This is a genomic window from Rhizobacter fulvus (assembly GCF_964020785.1).
In genome coordinates this window covers 4,697,799-4,716,720 of sequence record NZ_OZ224516.1, presented here as the reverse complement: position 1 = coordinate 4,716,720, position 18,922 = coordinate 4,697,799, and the positions used below count along the sequence as shown (strand labels likewise).

Annotated in this window: 9 protein-coding genes; 7 read left to right on the top strand and 2 right to left on the bottom strand. The window is 70.1% G+C overall.

Annotation, left to right across the window (positions count from 1 at the left end; genetic code table 11):
* Positions 1-305 precede the first annotated feature (305 nt).
* The 6 genes from ACWH49_RS22420 (at position 306) to ACWH49_RS22395 (ending at position 13,455) form a co-directional block, all read left to right on the top strand.
* Positions 306-7,454: a HAMP domain-containing protein gene (locus ACWH49_RS22420; protein ID WP_448173459.1), complete on the top strand. Its 7,149-nt coding sequence runs from the start codon at positions 306-308 to the stop codon at positions 7,452-7,454.
* Complete coding sequence (locus ACWH49_RS22415; RefSeq protein ID WP_448173458.1) at positions 7,451-9,964, top strand: response regulator; 2,514 nt, start codon at positions 7,451-7,453, stop codon at positions 9,962-9,964. Before ACWH49_RS22420 ends, ACWH49_RS22415 begins: the two co-directional genes overlap by 4 nt.
* An 82-nt stretch (positions 9,965-10,046) precedes the next feature.
* Positions 10,047-11,075, top strand: a complete 1,029-nt coding sequence (locus tag ACWH49_RS22410) for a sulfate ABC transporter substrate-binding protein (protein ID WP_448173457.1) — start codon at positions 10,047-10,049, stop codon at positions 11,073-11,075.
* Positions 11,076-11,181: 106 nt separating this feature from the next.
* The gene (locus ACWH49_RS22405) at positions 11,182-12,825 is read left to right on the top strand and encodes an FAD-dependent oxidoreductase (RefSeq protein WP_448173456.1); all 1,644 of its coding nucleotides are present in this window, start codon (positions 11,182-11,184) and stop codon (positions 12,823-12,825) included.
* The gene (locus ACWH49_RS22400; protein WP_448173455.1) at positions 12,822-13,001 is read left to right on the top strand and encodes a hypothetical protein; all 180 of its coding nucleotides are present in this window, start codon (positions 12,822-12,824) and stop codon (positions 12,999-13,001) included. The genes ACWH49_RS22405 and ACWH49_RS22400 overlap by 4 nt, the downstream gene beginning before the upstream one ends.
* 10 nt (positions 13,002-13,011) lie before the next feature.
* The gene (locus ACWH49_RS22395; protein WP_448173454.1) at positions 13,012-13,455 is read left to right on the top strand and encodes a MarR family winged helix-turn-helix transcriptional regulator; all 444 of its coding nucleotides are present in this window, start codon (positions 13,012-13,014) and stop codon (positions 13,453-13,455) included.
* A gap of 23 nt (positions 13,456-13,478) precedes the next feature.
* On the opposite strand, the gene ACWH49_RS22390 is transcribed toward ACWH49_RS22395, so the two are convergent.
* Both ACWH49_RS22390 and ACWH49_RS22385 read right to left on the bottom strand, forming a co-directional pair.
* The gene (locus tag ACWH49_RS22390; protein ID WP_448173453.1) at positions 13,479-14,132 is read right to left on the bottom strand and encodes a redoxin domain-containing protein; all 654 of its coding nucleotides are present in this window, start codon (positions 14,130-14,132) and stop codon (positions 13,479-13,481) included.
* 21 nt (positions 14,133-14,153) lie between these two features.
* Complete coding sequence (locus ACWH49_RS22385; RefSeq protein ID WP_448173452.1) at positions 14,154-17,354, bottom strand: adenylate/guanylate cyclase domain-containing protein; 3,201 nt, start codon at positions 17,352-17,354, stop codon at positions 14,154-14,156.
* A gap of 236 nt (positions 17,355-17,590) precedes the next feature.
* Between ACWH49_RS22385 and ACWH49_RS22380 the strand changes: the two genes are divergently transcribed.
* Positions 17,591-18,811 (top strand): GGDEF domain-containing protein, encoded by a 1,221-nt coding sequence (locus tag ACWH49_RS22380; RefSeq protein WP_448173451.1) that lies wholly within the window; start codon positions 17,591-17,593, stop codon positions 18,809-18,811.
* Positions 18,812-18,922: the final 111 nt, after the last annotated feature.

Here is an 18,922-nt window from a genome sequence, read left to right as displayed (position 1 = left end):
GGTCTCTCCCGCAATCTCTCATTTCGGGCAGTCTGGTTCCGGGGCGGTCGCGGACAGGTCGGCCCGCGGGTGAATCGGCCGTAGGACGACGGCGCTCGCAGCGGGGCCCTTCACCAGGGAATCTCCGGTCAAACCGCAGCCTGAATCACAACTGCGTGCGCCGTCGTGTAGGACAAGGCCGCGTCGTGCCGAGCGCCGGCACGCCGGTGTGGTGTCCGATCCCGGCTGATGCGTCCGCACGCCCCACTGGAGTGCGCGTTGCACACCAATAATTGTTGCCGCACCGTAACTCGTCGGATCAGATCATGCAGGCACTCAAACCGGCGGTCAGACTCAACAAGCGCGCGAACGGAGTCGAGCGCGCCGGCGGCGGGACCAGCGGGCGATCGAACGGCGACGACGCGCGCTCACGCCAGATTCTGCTGGCGCTCACCGCCTTCCGTGACGGGGAGTTCGCCGTGCGCCTGCCGGCCGACTGGGACGGCATCGACGGCCAGATCGCGACCGCGTTCAACCAGACCATTGCCCATGAGGCCCGCATCGCCGCCGAGGTGGCGCGGCTGAGTGCCTCCGTCGGCAAGGAAGGCCGCCTGAAGCAGCGCATGTCGCTGCCCGGCTCGCTCGGCGGCTGGGCGACCAAGATCGACTCGATCAACACGCTGATGGACGACCTGGTGCGGCCGACCGCCGAGATCGCGCGCACGATCGGCGCCGTCGCGAAAGGTGACCTCAGCCAGGCGATGGAGCTCGAGGTCGACGGCCGCATCCTGAAAGGCGAATTCCTGCGCTCGGCCAAGCTGGTCAACACGATGATCGAGCAGCTCTCGGTCTTCACGTCCGAGGTGACGCGGGTCGCGCGCGAGGTCGGCATCGAAGGCAAGCTCGGCGGCCAGGCCAAGGTCAAGGGCGTCTCCGGCGTGTGGAAGGAACTGACCGACTCGGTGAACCAGATGGCCGGCAACCTGACGGCCCAGGTGCGCAACATCGCCGAGGTGACGATCGGCGTCGCCAACGGCGACCTGTCGAAGAAGATCACCGTCGACGTGCGCGGCGAGATCCTGCAGCTGAAGGAGGCGACCAACACGATGGTCGACCAGCTGCGCTCGTTCGCGTCCGAGGTCACGCGGGTGGCGCGCGAGGTCGGCACCGACGGCCGGCTCGGCGGCCAGGCGGTGGTGCCGGGCGTCGCGGGCACGTGGAAAGACCTGACCGACTCGGTCAACGCGATGGCGACCAACCTGACCGCCCAGGTGCGCAACATCGCGACCGTCACGACCGCGGTCGCGCGCGGCGACCTGTCGCGCAAGATCACCGTCGACGTGAAGGGCGAGATCCTGGAGCTGAAGGAGACCATCAACACGATGGTCGACCAGCTGAACGGCTTCTCGTCCGAGGTCACGCGCGTGGCGCGCGAGGTCGGCACCGAAGGCCGGCTCGGTGGCCAGGCCGAGGTGCCGGGCATCGCCGGCACCTGGAAGGACCTGACCGACTCGGTCAACTCGATGGCGTCGAACCTGACCGGCCAGGTCCGCAACATCGCGGGCGTCGCGACCGCGATCGCCAAGGGCGACCTCTCGTCCAAGATCACCGTCGAGGTCAAGGGCGAGATCCTCGCGCTGAAGAACACCATGAACACGATGGTGGACCAGCTGAACGGCTTCGCGGGCGAGGTCTCGCGCGTGGCGCGCGAGGTCGGCACCGAAGGCAAGCTCGGCGGCCAGGCACAGGTGCCGGGCGTGGCCGGCATCTGGAAGGACCTGACCGACAACGTCAACTTCATGGCGTCCAACCTGACCGGCCAGGTCCGCAACATCGCCGACGTGACCACCGCGGTGGCGAACGGCGACCTGTCGAAGAAGATCACCGTCGACGTGCGGGGCGAGATCCTGGAGCTGAAGAACACCATCAACACGATGGTCGACCAGCTGGGCGGCTTCGCATCGGAAGTGACGCGAGTCGCGCGCGAGGTCGGCACCGAAGGCAAGCTCGGCGGCCAGGCCGAAGGCCGCGGCGTCGCCGGCATCTGGAAGGACCTGACCGACTCGGTGAATGCGATGGCGACCAACCTGACCGGCCAGGTGCGCAACATCGCCGAGGTGACGACCGCGGTCGCGAACGGCGACCTGTCGAAGAAGATCACGGTCACGGTGCGCGGCGAGATCCTGGAGCTGAAGGACACGATCAACACGATGGTCGACCAGCTCAACGCGTTCGCCGGCGAGGTCTCGCGGGTGGCGCGCGAGGTCGGCACCGAGGGCAAGCTCGGCGGCCAGGCGGCCGTGCCGGGCGTGGCCGGCACCTGGAAGGACCTGACCGACAACGTCAACTCGATGGCCTCGAACCTGACCGGCCAGGTGCGCAACATCGCCGACGTGGCGACCGCGGTCGCGAACGGCGACCTGTCGAAGAAGATCACCGTCGACGTGCAGGGCGAAATCCTGGAGCTGAAGAACACGCTGAACACGATGGTCGACCAGCTCAACGGCTTCGCGTCCGAAGTGAGCCGCGTGGCGCGAGAGGTCGGCACCGACGGCAACCTCGGCGGCCAGGCGGTCGTGCCCGGCGTGGCCGGAACCTGGAAGGACCTGACCGACAACGTCAACTTCATGGCGTCGAACCTGACCGGGCAGGTGCGCAACATCGCCGACGTCGCGACCGCGATCGCGCGCGGCGACCTGTCGTCGAAGATCACCGTCGAGGTCAAGGGCGAGATCCTGGCGCTGAAGAACACGCTGAACACGATGGTCGACCAGCTCAACGGCTTCGCATCGGAGGTGACGCGGGTCGCGCGCGAGGTCGGCACCGAAGGCAAGCTCGGCGGCCAGGCCGAGGTGCCCGGCGTGGCCGGCACCTGGAAGGATTTGACCGATTCGGTCAACGCGATGGCCACCAACCTGACCGGCCAGGTGCGCAACATCGCCGAGGTGACGACCGCGGTCGCGAACGGCGACCTGTCGAAGAAGATCACCGTCGACGTGCGCGGCGAAATCCTGGAGCTGAAGAACACGATCAACACGATGGTCGACCAGCTCAACGCGTTCGCCGGCGAGGTCTCGCGCGTCGCGCGCGAGGTCGGCACGGAAGGCAAGCTCGGCGGCCAGGCCGACGTGCGCGGCGTGGCCGGCACCTGGAAGGACCTGACCGACAACGTCAACTCGATGGCGTCCAACCTCACGGGCCAGGTCCGCAACATCGCCGAGGTCACGATCGCGGTGGCCAACGGCGACTTGTCGAAGAAGATCACCGTCGACGTGCGCGGCGAGATTCTCCAATTGAAGGAGACGATCAACACGATGGTCGAGCAGCTGCGCTCGTTCGCGTCGGAAGTGACCCGCGTGGCACGCGAGGTCGGCACCGATGGCAAGCTCGGCGGCCAGGCGCAGGTGCCGGGCGTGGCGGGTACGTGGAAGGACCTGACCGACAACGTCAACTCGATGGCCTCTAACCTGACAGGTCAGGTGCGCAACATCGCCGACGTCGCGACCGCGATCGCGCGCGGCGACCTGAGCCGCAAGATCACCGTCGACGTGAAGGGCGAGATCCTGCAGCTGAAGGAGACCATGAACACGATGGTCGAGCAGCTCGGTGCGTTCGCGTCCGAGGTGTCGCGCGTGGCGCGCGAGGTCGGCACCGAGGGCAAGCTCGGCGGCCAGGCCGCGGTGCCGGGCGTGGCGGGCACGTGGAAGGACCTGACCGACAACGTCAACTCGATGGCGTCGAACCTGACCGGTCAGGTCCGCAACATCGCCGAGGTCACGATCGCGGTGGCCAACGGCGACCTGTCGAAGAAGATCACCGTCGACGTGCGCGGCGAGATCCTGCAGCTGAAGGAAACGATCAACACGATGGTCGAGCAGCTGCGCTCGTTCGCGTCGGAAGTGACGCGCGTCGCCCGCGAGGTCGGCACCGAAGGGCGCCTGGGCGTGCAGGCGGTCGTGCCCGGCGTGGCCGGCACGTGGAAGGACTTGACCGACTCGGTCAACACGATGGGCGCGAACCTGACCGCCCAGGTGCGCAACATCGCCGAGGTGACGACCGCCGTCGCGCGCGGCGACCTGAACCGCAAGATCACGGTCGACGTGAAAGGCGAGATCCTGGAACTGAAAAACACCATCAACACGATGGTCGACCAGCTCAACTCGTTCGCGGGTGAAGTGACGCGCGTGGCGCGCGAGGTCGGCACCGAAGGCAAGCTCGGCGGCCAGGCGCAGGTCTCGGGTGTCGGCGGCACCTGGAAGGACCTGACCGACAACGTCAACTTCATGGCGTCCAACCTGACCGACCAGGTGCGCGGAATCGTCAAGGTCGTCACGGCGGTCGCCAACGGCAACCTGAGCCAGCGCCTGACCGTGCAGGCCAAGGGCGAGGTCGCCGCGCTGGCCGACACGATCAACAACATGACCGACACGCTGGCGACGTTCGCCGACCAGGTGACGAACGTGGCGCGCGAGGTCGGCGTCGACGGCCGGCTCGGCGGCCAGGCCAACGTGCCGGGCGCGGCCGGCACCTGGAAGGACCTGACCGGCAACGTCAACCTGCTCGCCGCCAACCTGACCACGCAGGTGCGCGCGATCGCGGAAGTCGCCACCGCGGTGACCAAGGGCGACCTGACCCGCTCCATTCAGGTCGAGGCCAAGGGCGAGGTGTCCGAGCTGAAGGACAACATCAACACGATGATCTCGAACCTGCGCGAAACCACCGAGCGCAACCGCGAGCAGGACTGGCTCAAGACCAACGTCGCCAAGTTCACCGGCATGCTGCAGGGGCAGCGCGAGCTGCAGACCGTCAGCCGCATGCTGCTCAGCGAACTGGCGCCGCTGCTGTACGCGCAGCAAGGGACGATCTACCACCTCGGCGAGACCGGCGCCGACGCCCGCCCGCGGCTGACGCTGCTGTCGAGCTACGGCCAGTCCGGCAGCATCGCACCGGCCGAGACCATCCGCCTCGGCGAAGGCCTGGTCGGGCAGTGCGCACTCGAGAAGAAGCGCATTCTGCTGGGCGGCGTGGCGCCGGACCTGATCACGATCTCGTCGAGCCTGATCGAGGCGCGGCGCGTCAGCGTCGTCGTGCTGCCGGTGCTGTTCGAGGGGCAGACCAAGGCGGTCATCGAGCTGGCCTCGGTCCAGGAGTTCAGCAGCGGCTCGCTGGCCTTCCTCGAACTGCTGACGCAGAGCATCGGCGCGGTGTTCAACACGATCGAGGCGACCATGCGCACCGAGGGCCTGCTGTCGCAATCGCAGCAGCTCACGGTCGAACTGCAGTCGCGCCAGAGCGAGCTGCAGGAGACCAACGAACAGCTCGGCACCAAGGCGCGGCTGCTGGCCGAGCAGAACGCCGAAGTCGAGCGCAAGAACGCCGAGGTCGAGCAGGCCCGTTACGCGCTCGAGGAGAAGGCGGCCGAGCTGGCGCTGACCTCGAAGTACAAGTCGGAGTTCCTCGCCAACATGTCCCACGAGCTGCGCACGCCGCTGAACTCGATCCTGATCCTGAGCCAGCAGCTGGCCGGCAACGCCAGTGGCAACCTGTCGGACAAGCAGGTGGAGTTCTCGCGCAACATCAACTCGTCGGGCTCGGACCTGCTGCACCTGATCAACGACATCCTCGACCTGTCGAAGATCGAGTCGGGCACGGTCACGGTCGAGATCGAGGAGATCCCGTTCGTCGGCCTGCGCGAGACCATCGAGCGCAACTTCCGCCATGTGGCCGAGGCGAAGAACCTGCCGTTCCACGTCCGCTTCGCGGACGACCTGCCGCGCGCAATGGAGAGCGACACCAAGCGGCTGCAGCAGATCCTGAAGAACCTGCTCTCGAACGCGGTCAAGTTCACCGCCCACGGTCGCGTCGAGGTGCGGGTGGCAATGGCCGACGAGGGCTGGAGCCCCGACCACCCGGTCCTGAAGAACGCCGGCGAGGTGATCGCGTTTGCGGTCGAAGACACCGGCATTGGCGTGCCGCCCGACAAGCAGCGCCTGATCTTCGAGGCCTTCCAGCAGGCCGATGCCGGCACCTCGCGCAAGTACGGCGGAACCGGCCTGGGCCTGGCGATCAGCCGCGAGCTGGCGATGCTGCTGGGCGGCGAGATCAAGCTGCACAGCGTGCACGGTCAGGGCAGCACCTTCACGCTGTACCTGCCGCTGCGCTTCGCCGACCCCGACGGCAAGCGCATCGCCGCGCCTGCGCCGGGCACCAGCGAACCCCCGGTCTCGCACGCGTTCAACGTGCTCCCGCTGACGCGCGAAACGCAGGTGATCGACGACCGCGAACAGATCGCCCCCGGCGACCCGGTGCTGCTGATCATCGAGGACGACCCGCACTACGCGCGCATCGTGCTCGGACTGGCGCGTGACCGCGGCTTCAAGGGCCTGGTCGCCCTGAAAGGCGCGCAGGGTCTCGCGCTGGCGCACCAGTTCCGCCCGCTCGCGATCTCGCTCGACATCTACCTGCCCGACATGCTGGGCTGGACGGTGCTGAACCAGCTCAAGCTCGACCCGACCACGCGCCACATCCCGGTGCAGATGCTCAGCGTCGCCGAAGAGGACCGCAATCACGGCCTGGCGCACGGCGCGTTCGCGTACATCGTCAAGTCGCCGACCAGCGACGGCATGGAGCGCGCGCTCGACCGCATCAAGGAGTTCGTCGAGCCGCGCACGCGCCGCCTGCTGGTCGTCGAGGACAACGACAACGAGCGCGCCGCGATCGAGGCCCTGCTCGGCCACGACGACATCGAGCTCAGCACCGCCGCCACCGGCGAAGAAGCCCTGAAGGCGATGCGCGAGCGGCCGTTCGACTGCGTGGTGCTCGACCTGCGGCTGCCCGACATGTCCGGCTTCGACCTGCTCAAGCAGATCCAGGCCGAGCCGGCACTCGGCGACATGCCGGTGGTCGTCTACACCGGCAAGGACCTGAGCGCGGACGACACGAAGCTGCTGAAGACGATGTCGAAGAGCATCATCCTGAAGGACGTGCAGTCGCCCGAGCGCCTGCTCGACGAGACCGCCCTCTTCCTGCACCGCGTCGTGTCGCAGCTGCCGGCGGACAAGCAGCAGATGCTGCAGCGGCTGCACAGCACCAACGAATCGCTGAAGGGCCGCAAGGTGCTGGTGGTCGACGACGACGCGCGCAACATCTTCGCGCTGACCTCGCTGCTCGAGAACCAGGAGATGGACGTGATCGCGGCGACCAACGGCCGCGACGCGATCCGCCTCGTCGAGGAGACGCCCGATATCAGCCTCGTGCTGATGGACATCATGATGCCGGACATGGACGGCTACGAGACGATGCGCCAAGTCCGCCTGCGGCCGGCGTTCCGCAACCTGCCGATCCTGGCGCTGACCGCCAAGGCGATGAAGGGCGACCGCGAGAAGTGCCTCGACGCCGGCGCCAGCGACTACATCTCCAAGCCGGTCAACACGGCGCAACTGCTGTCGTTGATGCGGGTGTGGCTGTTCAGATGAGCGCCGTCTTTGCCGACGACGGCGTGCCCGCGCCGCCGCCCGATGCGGCGGACGGGCCGATCAACATCCTGATCGTCGACGACGAGCCGGCCAACCTCGTCGTGCTCGAGACGGTGCTCGACGATCCGTCCTACCGCCTGGTGCGCGCCGAATCGGCTGACCAGGCGCTGATGGCGCTGGTGCAGGAAGAGTTCGCGCTGCTGGTGCTCGACGTGCGGATGCCGGGCATGAACGGCCTGGAACTCGCGCAGCTCGTCAAGGAACGCCGCAAGACCGCGTCGGTGCCGATCATCTTTCTCACTGCGTACTACGACAAGGACCAGCACGTGCTGGAGGGCTACCAGACCGGCGCGGTCGATTTCCTCAGCAAGCCGGTCAACGCTGCCGTGCTGCGCTCGAAAGTCGCGGTGTTCGCGGAGCTGCACCGCAAGAGCCGCGCCCTGGCCCGCGCCAACCTGGCGCTGCGCGGCGAGGTCGAGGAGCGGCGCCTCGCCGAGGAGCAGCTGCGCGAGCTGAACCGCACGCTCGAGCAGCGCGTCACCGAGCGCACCGATGCGCTGCGCGTGGCCGACAAGCAGCTGCGCGACATGATGGGCAGCATCTCCGACGGGCTGCTGATGCTGGACACCGACTGGCGCTTCACCTACGCGAACGAGGAAGGCGCGCGCGTCGTCGGCGTGCCGGTCGAGCAGCTGCTGCACACCTGCATCTGGGATCTGTCGGCGCGCACGCTGAGCCTGGCGGCGCGCCGCGCCGTGCTGCAGGCGATGGCCTCGCGCCAGACCGTGACGTTCGAGGAGTTCTTCCCGGCACCGGTCGCCCGCTGGCTGCAATGCCACTGCTACCCGTCCGAGATCGGCCTGTCGGTCTACTTCCTGGACATCACCGACCGGCGCGAGGTCGAGTCCCGCCGCGAGGCCCTGCTCGAGGCGGAACGCGCGGCGCGCACCGAGGGCGAACGCGTCGCCCGCGCGAAGGAGGAGTTCCTCGCCTCGCTGAGCCACGAGCTGCGCACGCCGCTCGCGGCGATCCTCGGCTGGACCTCGATCATGCGGCGCGACAAGATCGACACCGCCACCGTGCACCGCGGCATCGACGTGGTCACGCGCAACGCCCAGGCCCTGTCGCAACTCGTGGCCGACCTGCTCGACGTGAGCCGCATCGTCTCCGGCAAGCTCAGCCTGCGCGCCGAGGCGGTCGACCTGAACCGCATCGCGACCACCGCATCCGACACCGCCCGCCCGGACGCCGAGGCGAAGGGTGTGCGCCTCGTCAACGCGTTGTCGTCGACCGCGCTCGAACTGGTCGGCGATTCGGCGCGGCTGCATCAGGTGGCGTCGAACCTGCTCGGCAACGCGGTCAAGTTCACGCGCGCCGGCGGGACCGTGACGGTCGCCACCGCGGCCACGCAGGACGGGGTCGAACTGCGCGTCAGCGACACCGGAGAAGGCATCGCGCCGGACTTCCTGCCGCATCTGTTCGAGCGTTTCACGCAGGCCGACGGCTCGGCCGCACGCCAGCAAGGCGGGCTCGGCCTGGGGCTGTCGATCGCGAAGAACCTGGTCGAGATGCACGGCGGCCGCCTCAGCGCCTTCAGCGCCGGCATCGGAAAAGGCGCGGTGTTCACGGTCTGGCTGCCGCCGGCGACGAGCGGCGACGCGTTGATCGAGTCGGCGCGTCCGGCGGACACCGGCGCACGCGCCGTCGGCGAGATCGACCTGCGCGACGTCGCGATCCTGCTGGTCGACGACCACGAGGACGTGCTGGAGGTCGAGTGCCGCCTGCTCAGCGCGAGCGGCGCGCGCGTGACGACCGTCAACAACGCCGCGTCCGCGCTCGACCGGTTGCGGCAGGAAGGTTTCGACCTGCTGCTCAGCGATCTCAGCATGCCCGGCATGGACGGCTACGAACTGATCCGCCGCGTCCGGGGCGACCTGCGCCTGACGCCCGGCATGCTGCCGGCTGCGGCCGTGACCGCTTTCGTGCGCGCCGAGGACCGTCAGCTCGCGCTGAACGAGGGCTACCAGGGCGTCATCCAGAAGCCGGTGGTGCCGAACGACATGCTGCGCCTGGTGGCCGGCCTGCTCGAGTGGCGCGACGAGCCGGCCGGTCGCATCGCGCGCGCGGCGCCGGTCGTGCCCGCGCGCGAGCTGCGCGCATTGCTGGTCGAGGACAACGAGGAACTGCAGGAGCAGATGAACTGGTTCCTCGCCGAGGAGTCGGTGCAGGTCACCACCTGCGGCTCCGCGGAGGCGGCGCTGGAGGCACTGGCCCGCGACGAGCCGTTCGACCTGATCGTCACCGACGTCAGCCTGCCCGGCATGTCCGGCGTCGACCTCGCGCGCCGGGTGCTGGCGGGCCAGCCCGATGCGCGCATCGTGTTCTCCACCGGTTACGACCTGGGCGGCCAGTTGTCCGGGCTCGGGCCCCACGTACGGGTGCTGCTGAAGCCGTTCGAGCCGGAGGACCTGAGCCGGGTGGTCGACGAGGTGCGGCGCGCGCTGCCGTAGAAAAGCAAAGCAGGATTTCGTGGTTCACGGCGGCGCGTGCGCTGCCTAGAGTGAAGGTCTTCGATCAACCGGCCCTCGCTCCATGAACCCGATCGCCTTCTTCTCGCGCCGCGCGCTGACCTTCGCCGCGGCCGCCGCCCTCTCGCTCGGTGCGCTGCCCTCGCGGGCCGACACGACGCTGCTGAATGTCAGCTACGACCCGACCCGCGAGCTGTACCAGTCCTTCAACGCGTCGTTCGCGAAGCAGTGGAAGGCCAAGACAGGCGAGACCGTGACGATCCGCCAGTCCCACGGCGGCTCGGGCAAGCAGGCGCGCTCGGTGATCGACGGGCTCGAGGCCGACGTCGTGACGCTGGCCCTCGCCTACGACATCGACGCGATCCACGACCACGGCAACCAGCTCCCTGCCGACTGGCAGAAGCGCCTGCCGAACAACGCCTCGCCCTACACCTCGACGATCGTGTTCCTGGTCCGCAAGGGCAATCCGAAGAAGATCACCGACTGGGTCGACCTGGCGCGCAGCGGTGTCGAGGTGATCACGCCGAATCCCAAGACCTCGGGCGGCGCGCGCTGGAACTACCTCGCGGCCTGGGGCTACGCGCTGAAGCAGCCGGGCGGCAACGCCGAGAGCGCGAAGAATTTCGTCAAGCGCATCTACGCCAACACCAGGGTGCTCGACTCCGGCGCGCGCGGCTCGACCACCACCTTCGTCGAGCGCGGCATCGGCGACGTGCTGATCGCCTGGGAGAACGAGGCCTACCTGTCGGTCAAGGAACTGGGCGCGGACAAGTTCGAGATCGTCACGCCGAGCCTGTCGATCCTGGCCGAGCCGCCGGTCAGCGTCGTCGACAAGAACGTCGACAAGCGCGGCACGCGCAAGGTCGCGACCGCCTACCTCGAGTACCTGTACTCGCCCGAGGGCCAGGAGATCGCCGCGAAGAACTACTACCGCCCGCGCGATGCGAAGGTCGCCGCGAAGTACGCGACGCAGTTCGAGCCGATCAGGCTGCTGACGATCGACGGCGATTTCGGCGGCTGGCGCAGTGCGCAGAAGGCGCACTTCGACGACGGCGGCGTGTTCGACCAGATCTACGCGCCCGGCGCGAAGTGATTCGTGGCTCGCCCAAGCGCAGCACCGATCGCAGCGCGCCCACCCAGGGTATCCACCCTCGGCATCCCGAATCGATCGTACTATGGTTGCGTCCGCAACTATTTGGATGTCCATGCCCTTGACCCACACCATCGAGGATCGATGGCCTCTGCGCGTTCCGGTGCTGATCGCCGGCGGCGGCCCGGTCGGGCTGGCGCTGGCCGCGCTGCTGGGCCGCTACGGCGTGGCGTGCCTGGTGGTCGAGGCGGATGCGTCGTATTGCGAGGGCAGTCGCGCGATCTGCATCTCGCGGCGCTCGCAGGAGATCATGGGCTGGGTCGGCGCGGACCGCGCGCTGGTCGAGAAAGGGCTGTCGTGGACCGGCGGCCGCAGCTTCTTCCGGGATCGCGAGGTGCTGCATTTCCGCATGCCGAGCGAACCCGGCGAGCGCTTCGCGCCGATGGTCAACATCCAGCAGTTCTACGTCGAGGAGTTCGCCGCGCGGGCGGCGCGGGAGACGGGTGACCAGGTCGACATCCGCTGGTCCAGCCGGGTCGTCGACGTGCAGCAGCACGCCGACCATGCCGAAGTGACCATCGCGACGCCGGACGGTGAGCAGCATGTCGTTCGCGCGGACTGGCTCGTCGCGTGCGATGGCGGCCGCAGCACCGTGCGCGAGCGCAGCGGGCTGGCGTTCGAGGGCATGCAGTACGAAGGCCGCTACGTCATCGTCGACATCGAACAGGCGACCGCGCGTCCGGTCGAGCGGCTGGCGTGGTTCGATCCACCGTCGAACCCCGGCTCGACGATCCTGATGCACCGCCAGCCCGACAACGTGTGGCGCATCGACTACCAGATCGCCGACGACGAGGACGCCGCCGAAGCCGTCAAGCCCGAGAACGTGCTGCCGCGCGTGCAGAGTCACCTGCAGATGATCGGCGAGACCGCGCCGTGGAAGCCGCTGTGGATCTCGATCTACAACGCCAAGTGCCTGACGCTCGACCGCTATCGACACGGCCGCGTGCTCTTCGCCGGCGACGCCGCGCACCTGGTGCCGATCTTCGGCGTGCGCGGCCTGAATTCGGGGCTGGACGACGCCGGCAACCTGGCGTGGAAGCTTGCGCTGGTGGTCGGTGGCCAGGCCGACGCGGCGCTGCTCGATTCGTATTCGTCCGAGCGTGTCCACGCGACGCGTCAGAACATCCGGTACGGCGCGAAGAGCACCGAGTTCATGGCGCCGCCGCATGCGGGCTTCACGCTGATGCGCGAGGCCGCGCTGCGGCTGGCGGGCGAGAACGAGACGGTGCGATCGCTGATCAACCCGCGCCAGTCGACGCCGATCAGCTACGCGGGGTCGCCGCTGAACCTCCCGTCCCGCACGCCACAGCCCTCGCCCGGTCCCGGCGAAACCGCGCCGGACGCGCTGGTCGGCACGCGGCACCTGACGCAGTTGTTCGGGCACGGCTTCGTGGCGCTGCTGTTCAGCGACACGCCGGTGCCGGACTTCATCGGCGGCCTGGAAACGGGCCAGGGCCTCGCCGGCCTGACCGTGTGGCGCCTGTCGCGCACGCCCGTCGGCGACCCGACCGCCGAACTGCACGACGCCACGGGCGACGCGCGGCGGCGCTACGGCGCCGCCGAAGGCAACCTCGTGCTCGTGCGGCCGGACGGCTACGTCATGGCGCGCTGGCCCCTCGCCGATGCCGCGGCCGTGAACGCCGCGCTCGCCCCCTATCGTTCGCCGCCGACGTCCGACGGAGAATCCGCATGACCGGCGACGACCTGGATCGCGGCTACACCGCCCTCAGCGAGGCGCTGGGCCGCGTCGGCGAGGACAGATCGGCCCTGCTGCTGGCCACGCTGAGCCTCGCGCTGCTGGCGCGCGAGGACGACGTGCAAACCGTGCTCGACCTGATCGCGCAGGCGGAACGGCTGGCGTCGACGTGACGGAACCGCGATGAGCCGCGTACCGCTGCAACGCACGCTGACCCACCGCCTGCACACCTTGCACAAGCTCAGCGACCGAGTGAGCCAGGCGGCCTACCTCACCGATGCCCGGATGTCGATGAGCGAGGGCCGCTGCCTGGCCGCGATCGGCGCGTTCGAGCCGCTGTCGATCCGCGACCTGGCGCAGCACGCCAACCTCGACAAGGGCCAGGCCAGCCGCGCCGCGCAGGCGCTGGTCGACGCGGGCCTGGCGCGCAAGACCGCCGACGTGCAGGACGGCCGCGGCGTGCAGCTGACGCTGACCGCGCGCGGCTGCACACGCTGGCAGCGCGTGATGGCCCTGATCGAACGGCGCAACGCCGAGATCTTCGGCTGCCTGAACGCCGACGAGCGCCGGCTTTTCGGCGACGCGCTGGACCGCCTGATCGAGCGGGCGAGGAGCCAGCTGCCCTGACCGGCGCGGATCTGGCGCCGGGCCTAGTGCGCCACGCCGCGCGCGGCCTCGAGGATCGTGGCGTCCGACGGCACCTTGCCGATGCCGGCCAGGCCGTCGGCCTGGCACTCGATGTCGGCCCAGCGGACGATGCCGTCGCGGTCGATCATGAACAGGGCCTTGAGCTGCGGCCACTGGCGCTCGATGTCCCCCTGATCGGCCGCCGTGCAGACGTAGCCGTCGCGCTCGGTCAGCACCTTGGCGGCCTCGCCGAGCGGCAGCGGTTCCGGAAACTCGCCGAACGGGTTGACCCGGACCTGCTCCAGCGCCTGCAGCATTTCCGGCGTGGGCTCCGGCTTGGGCACGCCAAACGCACGGTGGGTCGTCAGCGCGGGGTCCGAGGCCAGGCGCAAGCGGGTCGGACGGAACTTGAAGTAGAGCCGCGCATGCTCGGGGTCGGTCGCGACGACAGCGAGCGTCTCGACGCCCAGCGCCTTGAGCCGATCCTCGAGCGCGCCGAGCTGCACCAGCTGACGCCGGCAGAAAGGACACCACAGGCCGACCATCAGCGCCAGGAACAACGGGCTGCGGCCGCGGTAGTCGTCGAGCGACACGGTCGCGGCATCGGCCACGGCCGGCAAGGCGAAATGCGGGGCGGGCTCGCCCGGCGCCAGGGGAGAACGGATCGCGGTGGTCATGTTGCAAGCTCCTTCCGACGGTCAGCACAGGAACGGAAGCACCATCAGCGCGTCGGGCTCGACGCCGGCACGCTCGCAGACGGCCTGCGCCTTCGCCAGCAGCGCCTCGGCCTCGGCCGCGCGACCGGCATCGAGGTACAGCGTCGCCAGTCCATCGTAGCAAGGGAACAGGAGTTGAGGTTCGTCGATCTGCTCAGCCAGCGCAAGCGCTTCCTGATAGGCGGCGAAGGCGCGGCCGGCGTCGCCGTGGCATTGGTGGATCTGGCCGAGCACGACCAGCGGCACGGCCAGGTGCTCGACCAGGCCGAGCCGCCGATCCAGGTTGATCGCCGCCTGCGCCGCGTCGATGCCCTCGGCATCGCAGCGGTTGGTCAGCGCGCAGTAGGCCACCGCCAGGTTCGCGTACAGGCGCGATTCGAAGCCCAGGTCGCCGACCCGCTGCGCCGCCTGCAGCCCGCGCAGGCAGGTGTCGATGCCGCGCTGCGGATCGAGCGTCGCGTACAGCACGCCGAGGTTGGTGTAGCCGCGGCAGGCGGCGTGCAGCATCTCCTGCGCTTCCGCCTCGGCCACGGCGGTCTCGATGTGCATTACCGCCTCGGCGGTGCGCCCGAGGCGGGCGAGCGCGACGCCCAGCGTGTTGCGCGCCGCGGCGTGGACCTCGCCGGCCTCGCGGCTGCGCGTGGCGTCTGCGGCCGGCAGCTCGGCCAGCGCACGCTGCGCCCACTCGACCGCGGTGTCGTGCTCGCCGCCACGAAACGCCAGGCGGCCCATCTCCTGGAAAAGGTGTGCCCGCTCGATCGGGTCGCCATGCGCACCGAGCACGGCCAGGCCGTCGCGAAAGCAGGCGCTCGCGCGTTCGCGGTCGCCGGCGTCCCAATGCAGGCCGCCGGTCTTGCGCAGCACGCGGGCGTGCCGCGTGCCCTCGCCGCTTGCGTGCGCCGCCAGGATCACGCACTCGAACTGCGCGAGCGCTTCGGCGCGACGCCCCTGCAAGGCCAGCAGGTCGGCGACGCGCTCGCGCGCGTCGAGTTCGGTGGCCGCGCGGGCGGCATCCGGCACGAGCGCCGGCCCGGCGTCGACCAGCGTGCGCAGCGCGCGCTCGCAATGGCGCAGCGCGTCCTGGTTGGCGTAGACCGCGCGGGCCCAGTCGGCGGCCGCGAGCAGGTAGCGGGCCCCGCGCAGCGGGTCGCTCGAGAGGCTCCAGTGGTGCCCGAGCGCCTCCAACTCGGCCAGGCGCCGCGGAGCATGGGCTTCACCGGCTGCGGCCAGGGCCGACGCCTCCAGCGCCGCCCCGGCGCGGCCGTGCCACTCGGTGCGCCGCGTCAGCAGCAGGTTCTGGTAGACGACCTCGTGGAGCAGCGCATGCGTGAAGCGCCAGCGCGTTGCGTCCGCGTCGGCCGCATGGATCAGCCCGTGCGCGGCGAGCCGCGGCAGCGCGGCCGCCGTCGCCGCCGGATCCGCCGCCACCCGCTGCAGCAACGGGGCATCGAACTCGGCGCCGAGGATCGCGGCCTCCTGCAGCGCGCGTCGCTCGCCGGCGTCCAGGCGATCGACGCGCGACAGCAGCAGACCGTACAGTGTCGGGGGCACCGCCGCGACCGACGCGCTCGGCCCGCACACCCAATGACCTTGCTCGCGGTGCAGCGCGCCCGCGTCGACCAGGTTGCGCACGACCTCCTCGACGAACAGCGGGTTACCGCCGGCCCGCGCGACGACATGGTCGCGCAGCGCGAGCAGCGTGGTGTCCGACGCGGGCGTGGCGCCGAGCAGCGCATCGACCAGCGTGCCGGTGGCGGCGTCGGCCAGCGCTTCCAGGCGGATCACCGCGGCGGCGACGCGCGTTCCCGGCCAGGCCGGCGCATCGGCACGCTGCGTGAGCAGCAGCATCAGCGGCCGGTCGGCCAGCTGGTCGACGATCCGCCCCAGCAACGCGACCGAGGCCGCATCCGCCCACTGCAGATCGTCGACCACGATCAGCAGCGCCTGCTGCGCGAGCCGGCGCTCGATCAGCGCGCGCGCCGCCAGCGTGATCTGGCGCTGCAACTGCTCGGGCTCGATCTCCTGGGGCCCCGCGGCCCCGAGGCCGAGCAACCAGCTCAGGACCTGCGCGACCGTCGCGCTCTCCCGCGCATCGGCACCCAGCGCCGCGAGCCCGGCGTGAAGCTTGCGTTGCGCCACCTCGAGCGAGTCGGACTCGTCGACCCGGTACGCATCGCGAAACAGCGCGGCGAACGTGCCGTAGGTCGGCTCACCGAGCGACGTGCAGGCGATGCGCCGCAGCGCCATCTCGCGCAGGGTGCCCGCCGCGTCCAACCGCGACAGCCACTCGGCGATCAGCCGGGTCTTGCCGACGCCGGCCTCGCCGATCACCCGCACGACCTGCGCCTGCCCCGCCCGCGCATGCTCGCACGCCGCCCGCAGGGTCTCGAGCGCGTCGTCCCGACCGACCAGCGGCGCGCGAAGGCCGAGCGCTTCGAGGCCGCGCGCCGGGCCGGCCGCTTCGGCCACGTCGATCAACCGGTGCACGCGCAAGGGCTCCGCCCGGCCGCGCACCTCCAGCGAGGTCGCGGCCTCGAACACGCAGCGATCGCGCACGATCGCCTGCGTGGCTGCCGAGACCAGCACCGCCCCCGGCGCGGCCGCGGTGAGCAGGCGCGACGCGCAATTGACCGTGTCTCCGGTGACGGCGTAGCCCGCCCCGGCGCCGCTGCCGAGGCTGCCGGCGACGACCGGGCCGGTGTGGACGCCGATGTGCAGCGTCACCGCCCGGCCGAGGCGCGGGTTCCATTCGCGTCCGAGCGCCTCGACCCGACTCAGCAGCTCGCGCGCGGCCAGCAGCGCGCGCAGCGGGTCGTCCTCGTGGGCGTGCGGGGCGCCGAACACGGCCATCACGGCGTCACCGACGAATTTCTCGACGAAACCGTCGTAACGCGCGATGACCTCGGCCATCGTCGCGAACAGCGCGTTCTGGAACGCGCGCACGGTCTCCGGGTCGAGCCGTTCGGCCAGTGACGTGAAGCCGGTCAGGTCGGCGAACAGCACCGTCACCTGACGACGGTCGGCCTCCTGTTCGGCCGGCGGCGGCGGCGGCGCCGCCGCGACGGCGCGATCGCCCGGCGTGACCGCGCCGCGAATCGGCTGCCGGGCGCCGCAGCCCGGGCAGAACGCGAAGGCCGTCTCGCACGCGAAGCCGCAGGAAGGACAGGGGCAGGTCGTGGTCATGAAGACTCCCGACCCGGATGCTGCGCCAGTTCAGGCGCGCGCGCCACCCGAGCGTCGCGCGGCGACGAGGCGGAGACGCGTGCGGGCGATCGGCCTCAAGGAAGCGGCAATGCACGATTCGTGACGCTTTTCCAGCCTTCCGCGGCCGCCCCGATGCGCTACCGTCAGGAACAGGTTCAGGTTCGCGTCCGGCGTCCGAAAACCCGTCGCAGTCCCCACCTTCCCGCCGTTCCCGCATGCACATCGACATCGCCACGCTCCTGATCGGGATGACCGTCTGCATGATCACGATGGCCGTGGCCCTGCCGGCGGTGATGGGCGAGGTCAACCAGGCGGCGCGCCGTGCGCAGGCCGGCATCCTGATGCAGGCCTGCGGCTGGGCGCTGCTGCTGCTCTCGGGCCTGTTCGCGCCCGGCTCGCTGGCGGACCTGACAGCGTCGTCGTTCGCGATGGCCGGGCTGGCCGGCGGCCTGGCGCTCAACGCCACGGCGTTCGACCTGTGGTGCGGTCGCCCCGCCCACGACCGTGCGCCGGCGGTGATCGCGATCGTCCTGCCGGTCGGCTACGCCGTCGGGTTCTCGAGCTACGCGTTCCGCGTCGGCTGGGCCAACGGGCTCCTGACGCTGCAGATGGCGCTCGTGGCGATCGCGCTGTGGCGCAAACCTGCCGTGACCGTCGGCCGCTGGCGCTACCTGCTGTTGTTCAGCCTGGTCGGCCAGATGATCGTCACCGCCGGGCGCGGGGTGCTCGGCGCGTTCTTCACCGAGAGCTACCCGACCTTCCTGGCGCCCCACCCGATCAACCTCGCCTTCGCGCTGATGGCGAATGCGACGACGGTCCTGTCCTTGGTGGCGATCCTGCTCGCGCACCGCGACGAGGCCGCGCGCGAGCTGCAGCGCCTGGCGACCGAGGACGGCCTGACCGGCGTGCTGAACCGACGCGCCTGGGTCGCGTCGGCGACGACCGCGCTGTCCCTGAGCGAGCGCCACGGCCACCCGGTGGCCGTGCTGATGATCGACCTCGACCACTTCAAGCGCATCAACGACGCCCTGGGGCACGACGCCGGAGACCGCGCGCTCACGTTCGTCGCCCGGGCCCTGCGCGCCGCCGTCCGCAGCGGCGACCTGGTCGGGCGCTATGGCGGGGAGGAGTTCTGCGTGCTGATGAACCACGCCGACCTGCAGGCCACGATCGCGTTCGACGCGCGGATGCGTACGTTCCTGGGCGAGGCCGCCAAGGGCGAGCTGGGGTTCGAGCTCAACTACAGCGCCGGCATCGCCACCCGCGAGGGCGTCGAGGACAGCCTGGCGGCCATGCTCAAGCGCGCCGACGACAACCTCTACGCTGCCAAGCACCAGGGCCGCGCGCGCACGCTCGATTCGGCCGGGCTGAGCGTGCACGACACGATCACGCGCAACTCGGGGAACTACGCGGCAATCGCGGCGGCGTCCGGCTGAGGCGCTCCCGCCGCAGGGTCGGCCTGGCCCGCAGTCACACGCACGCCCGCAGGCGCAGCGCGTCGGACGCCGCGGCGCCGGAGGCGGTGTTGTCGAAGATGCACCAGCGGT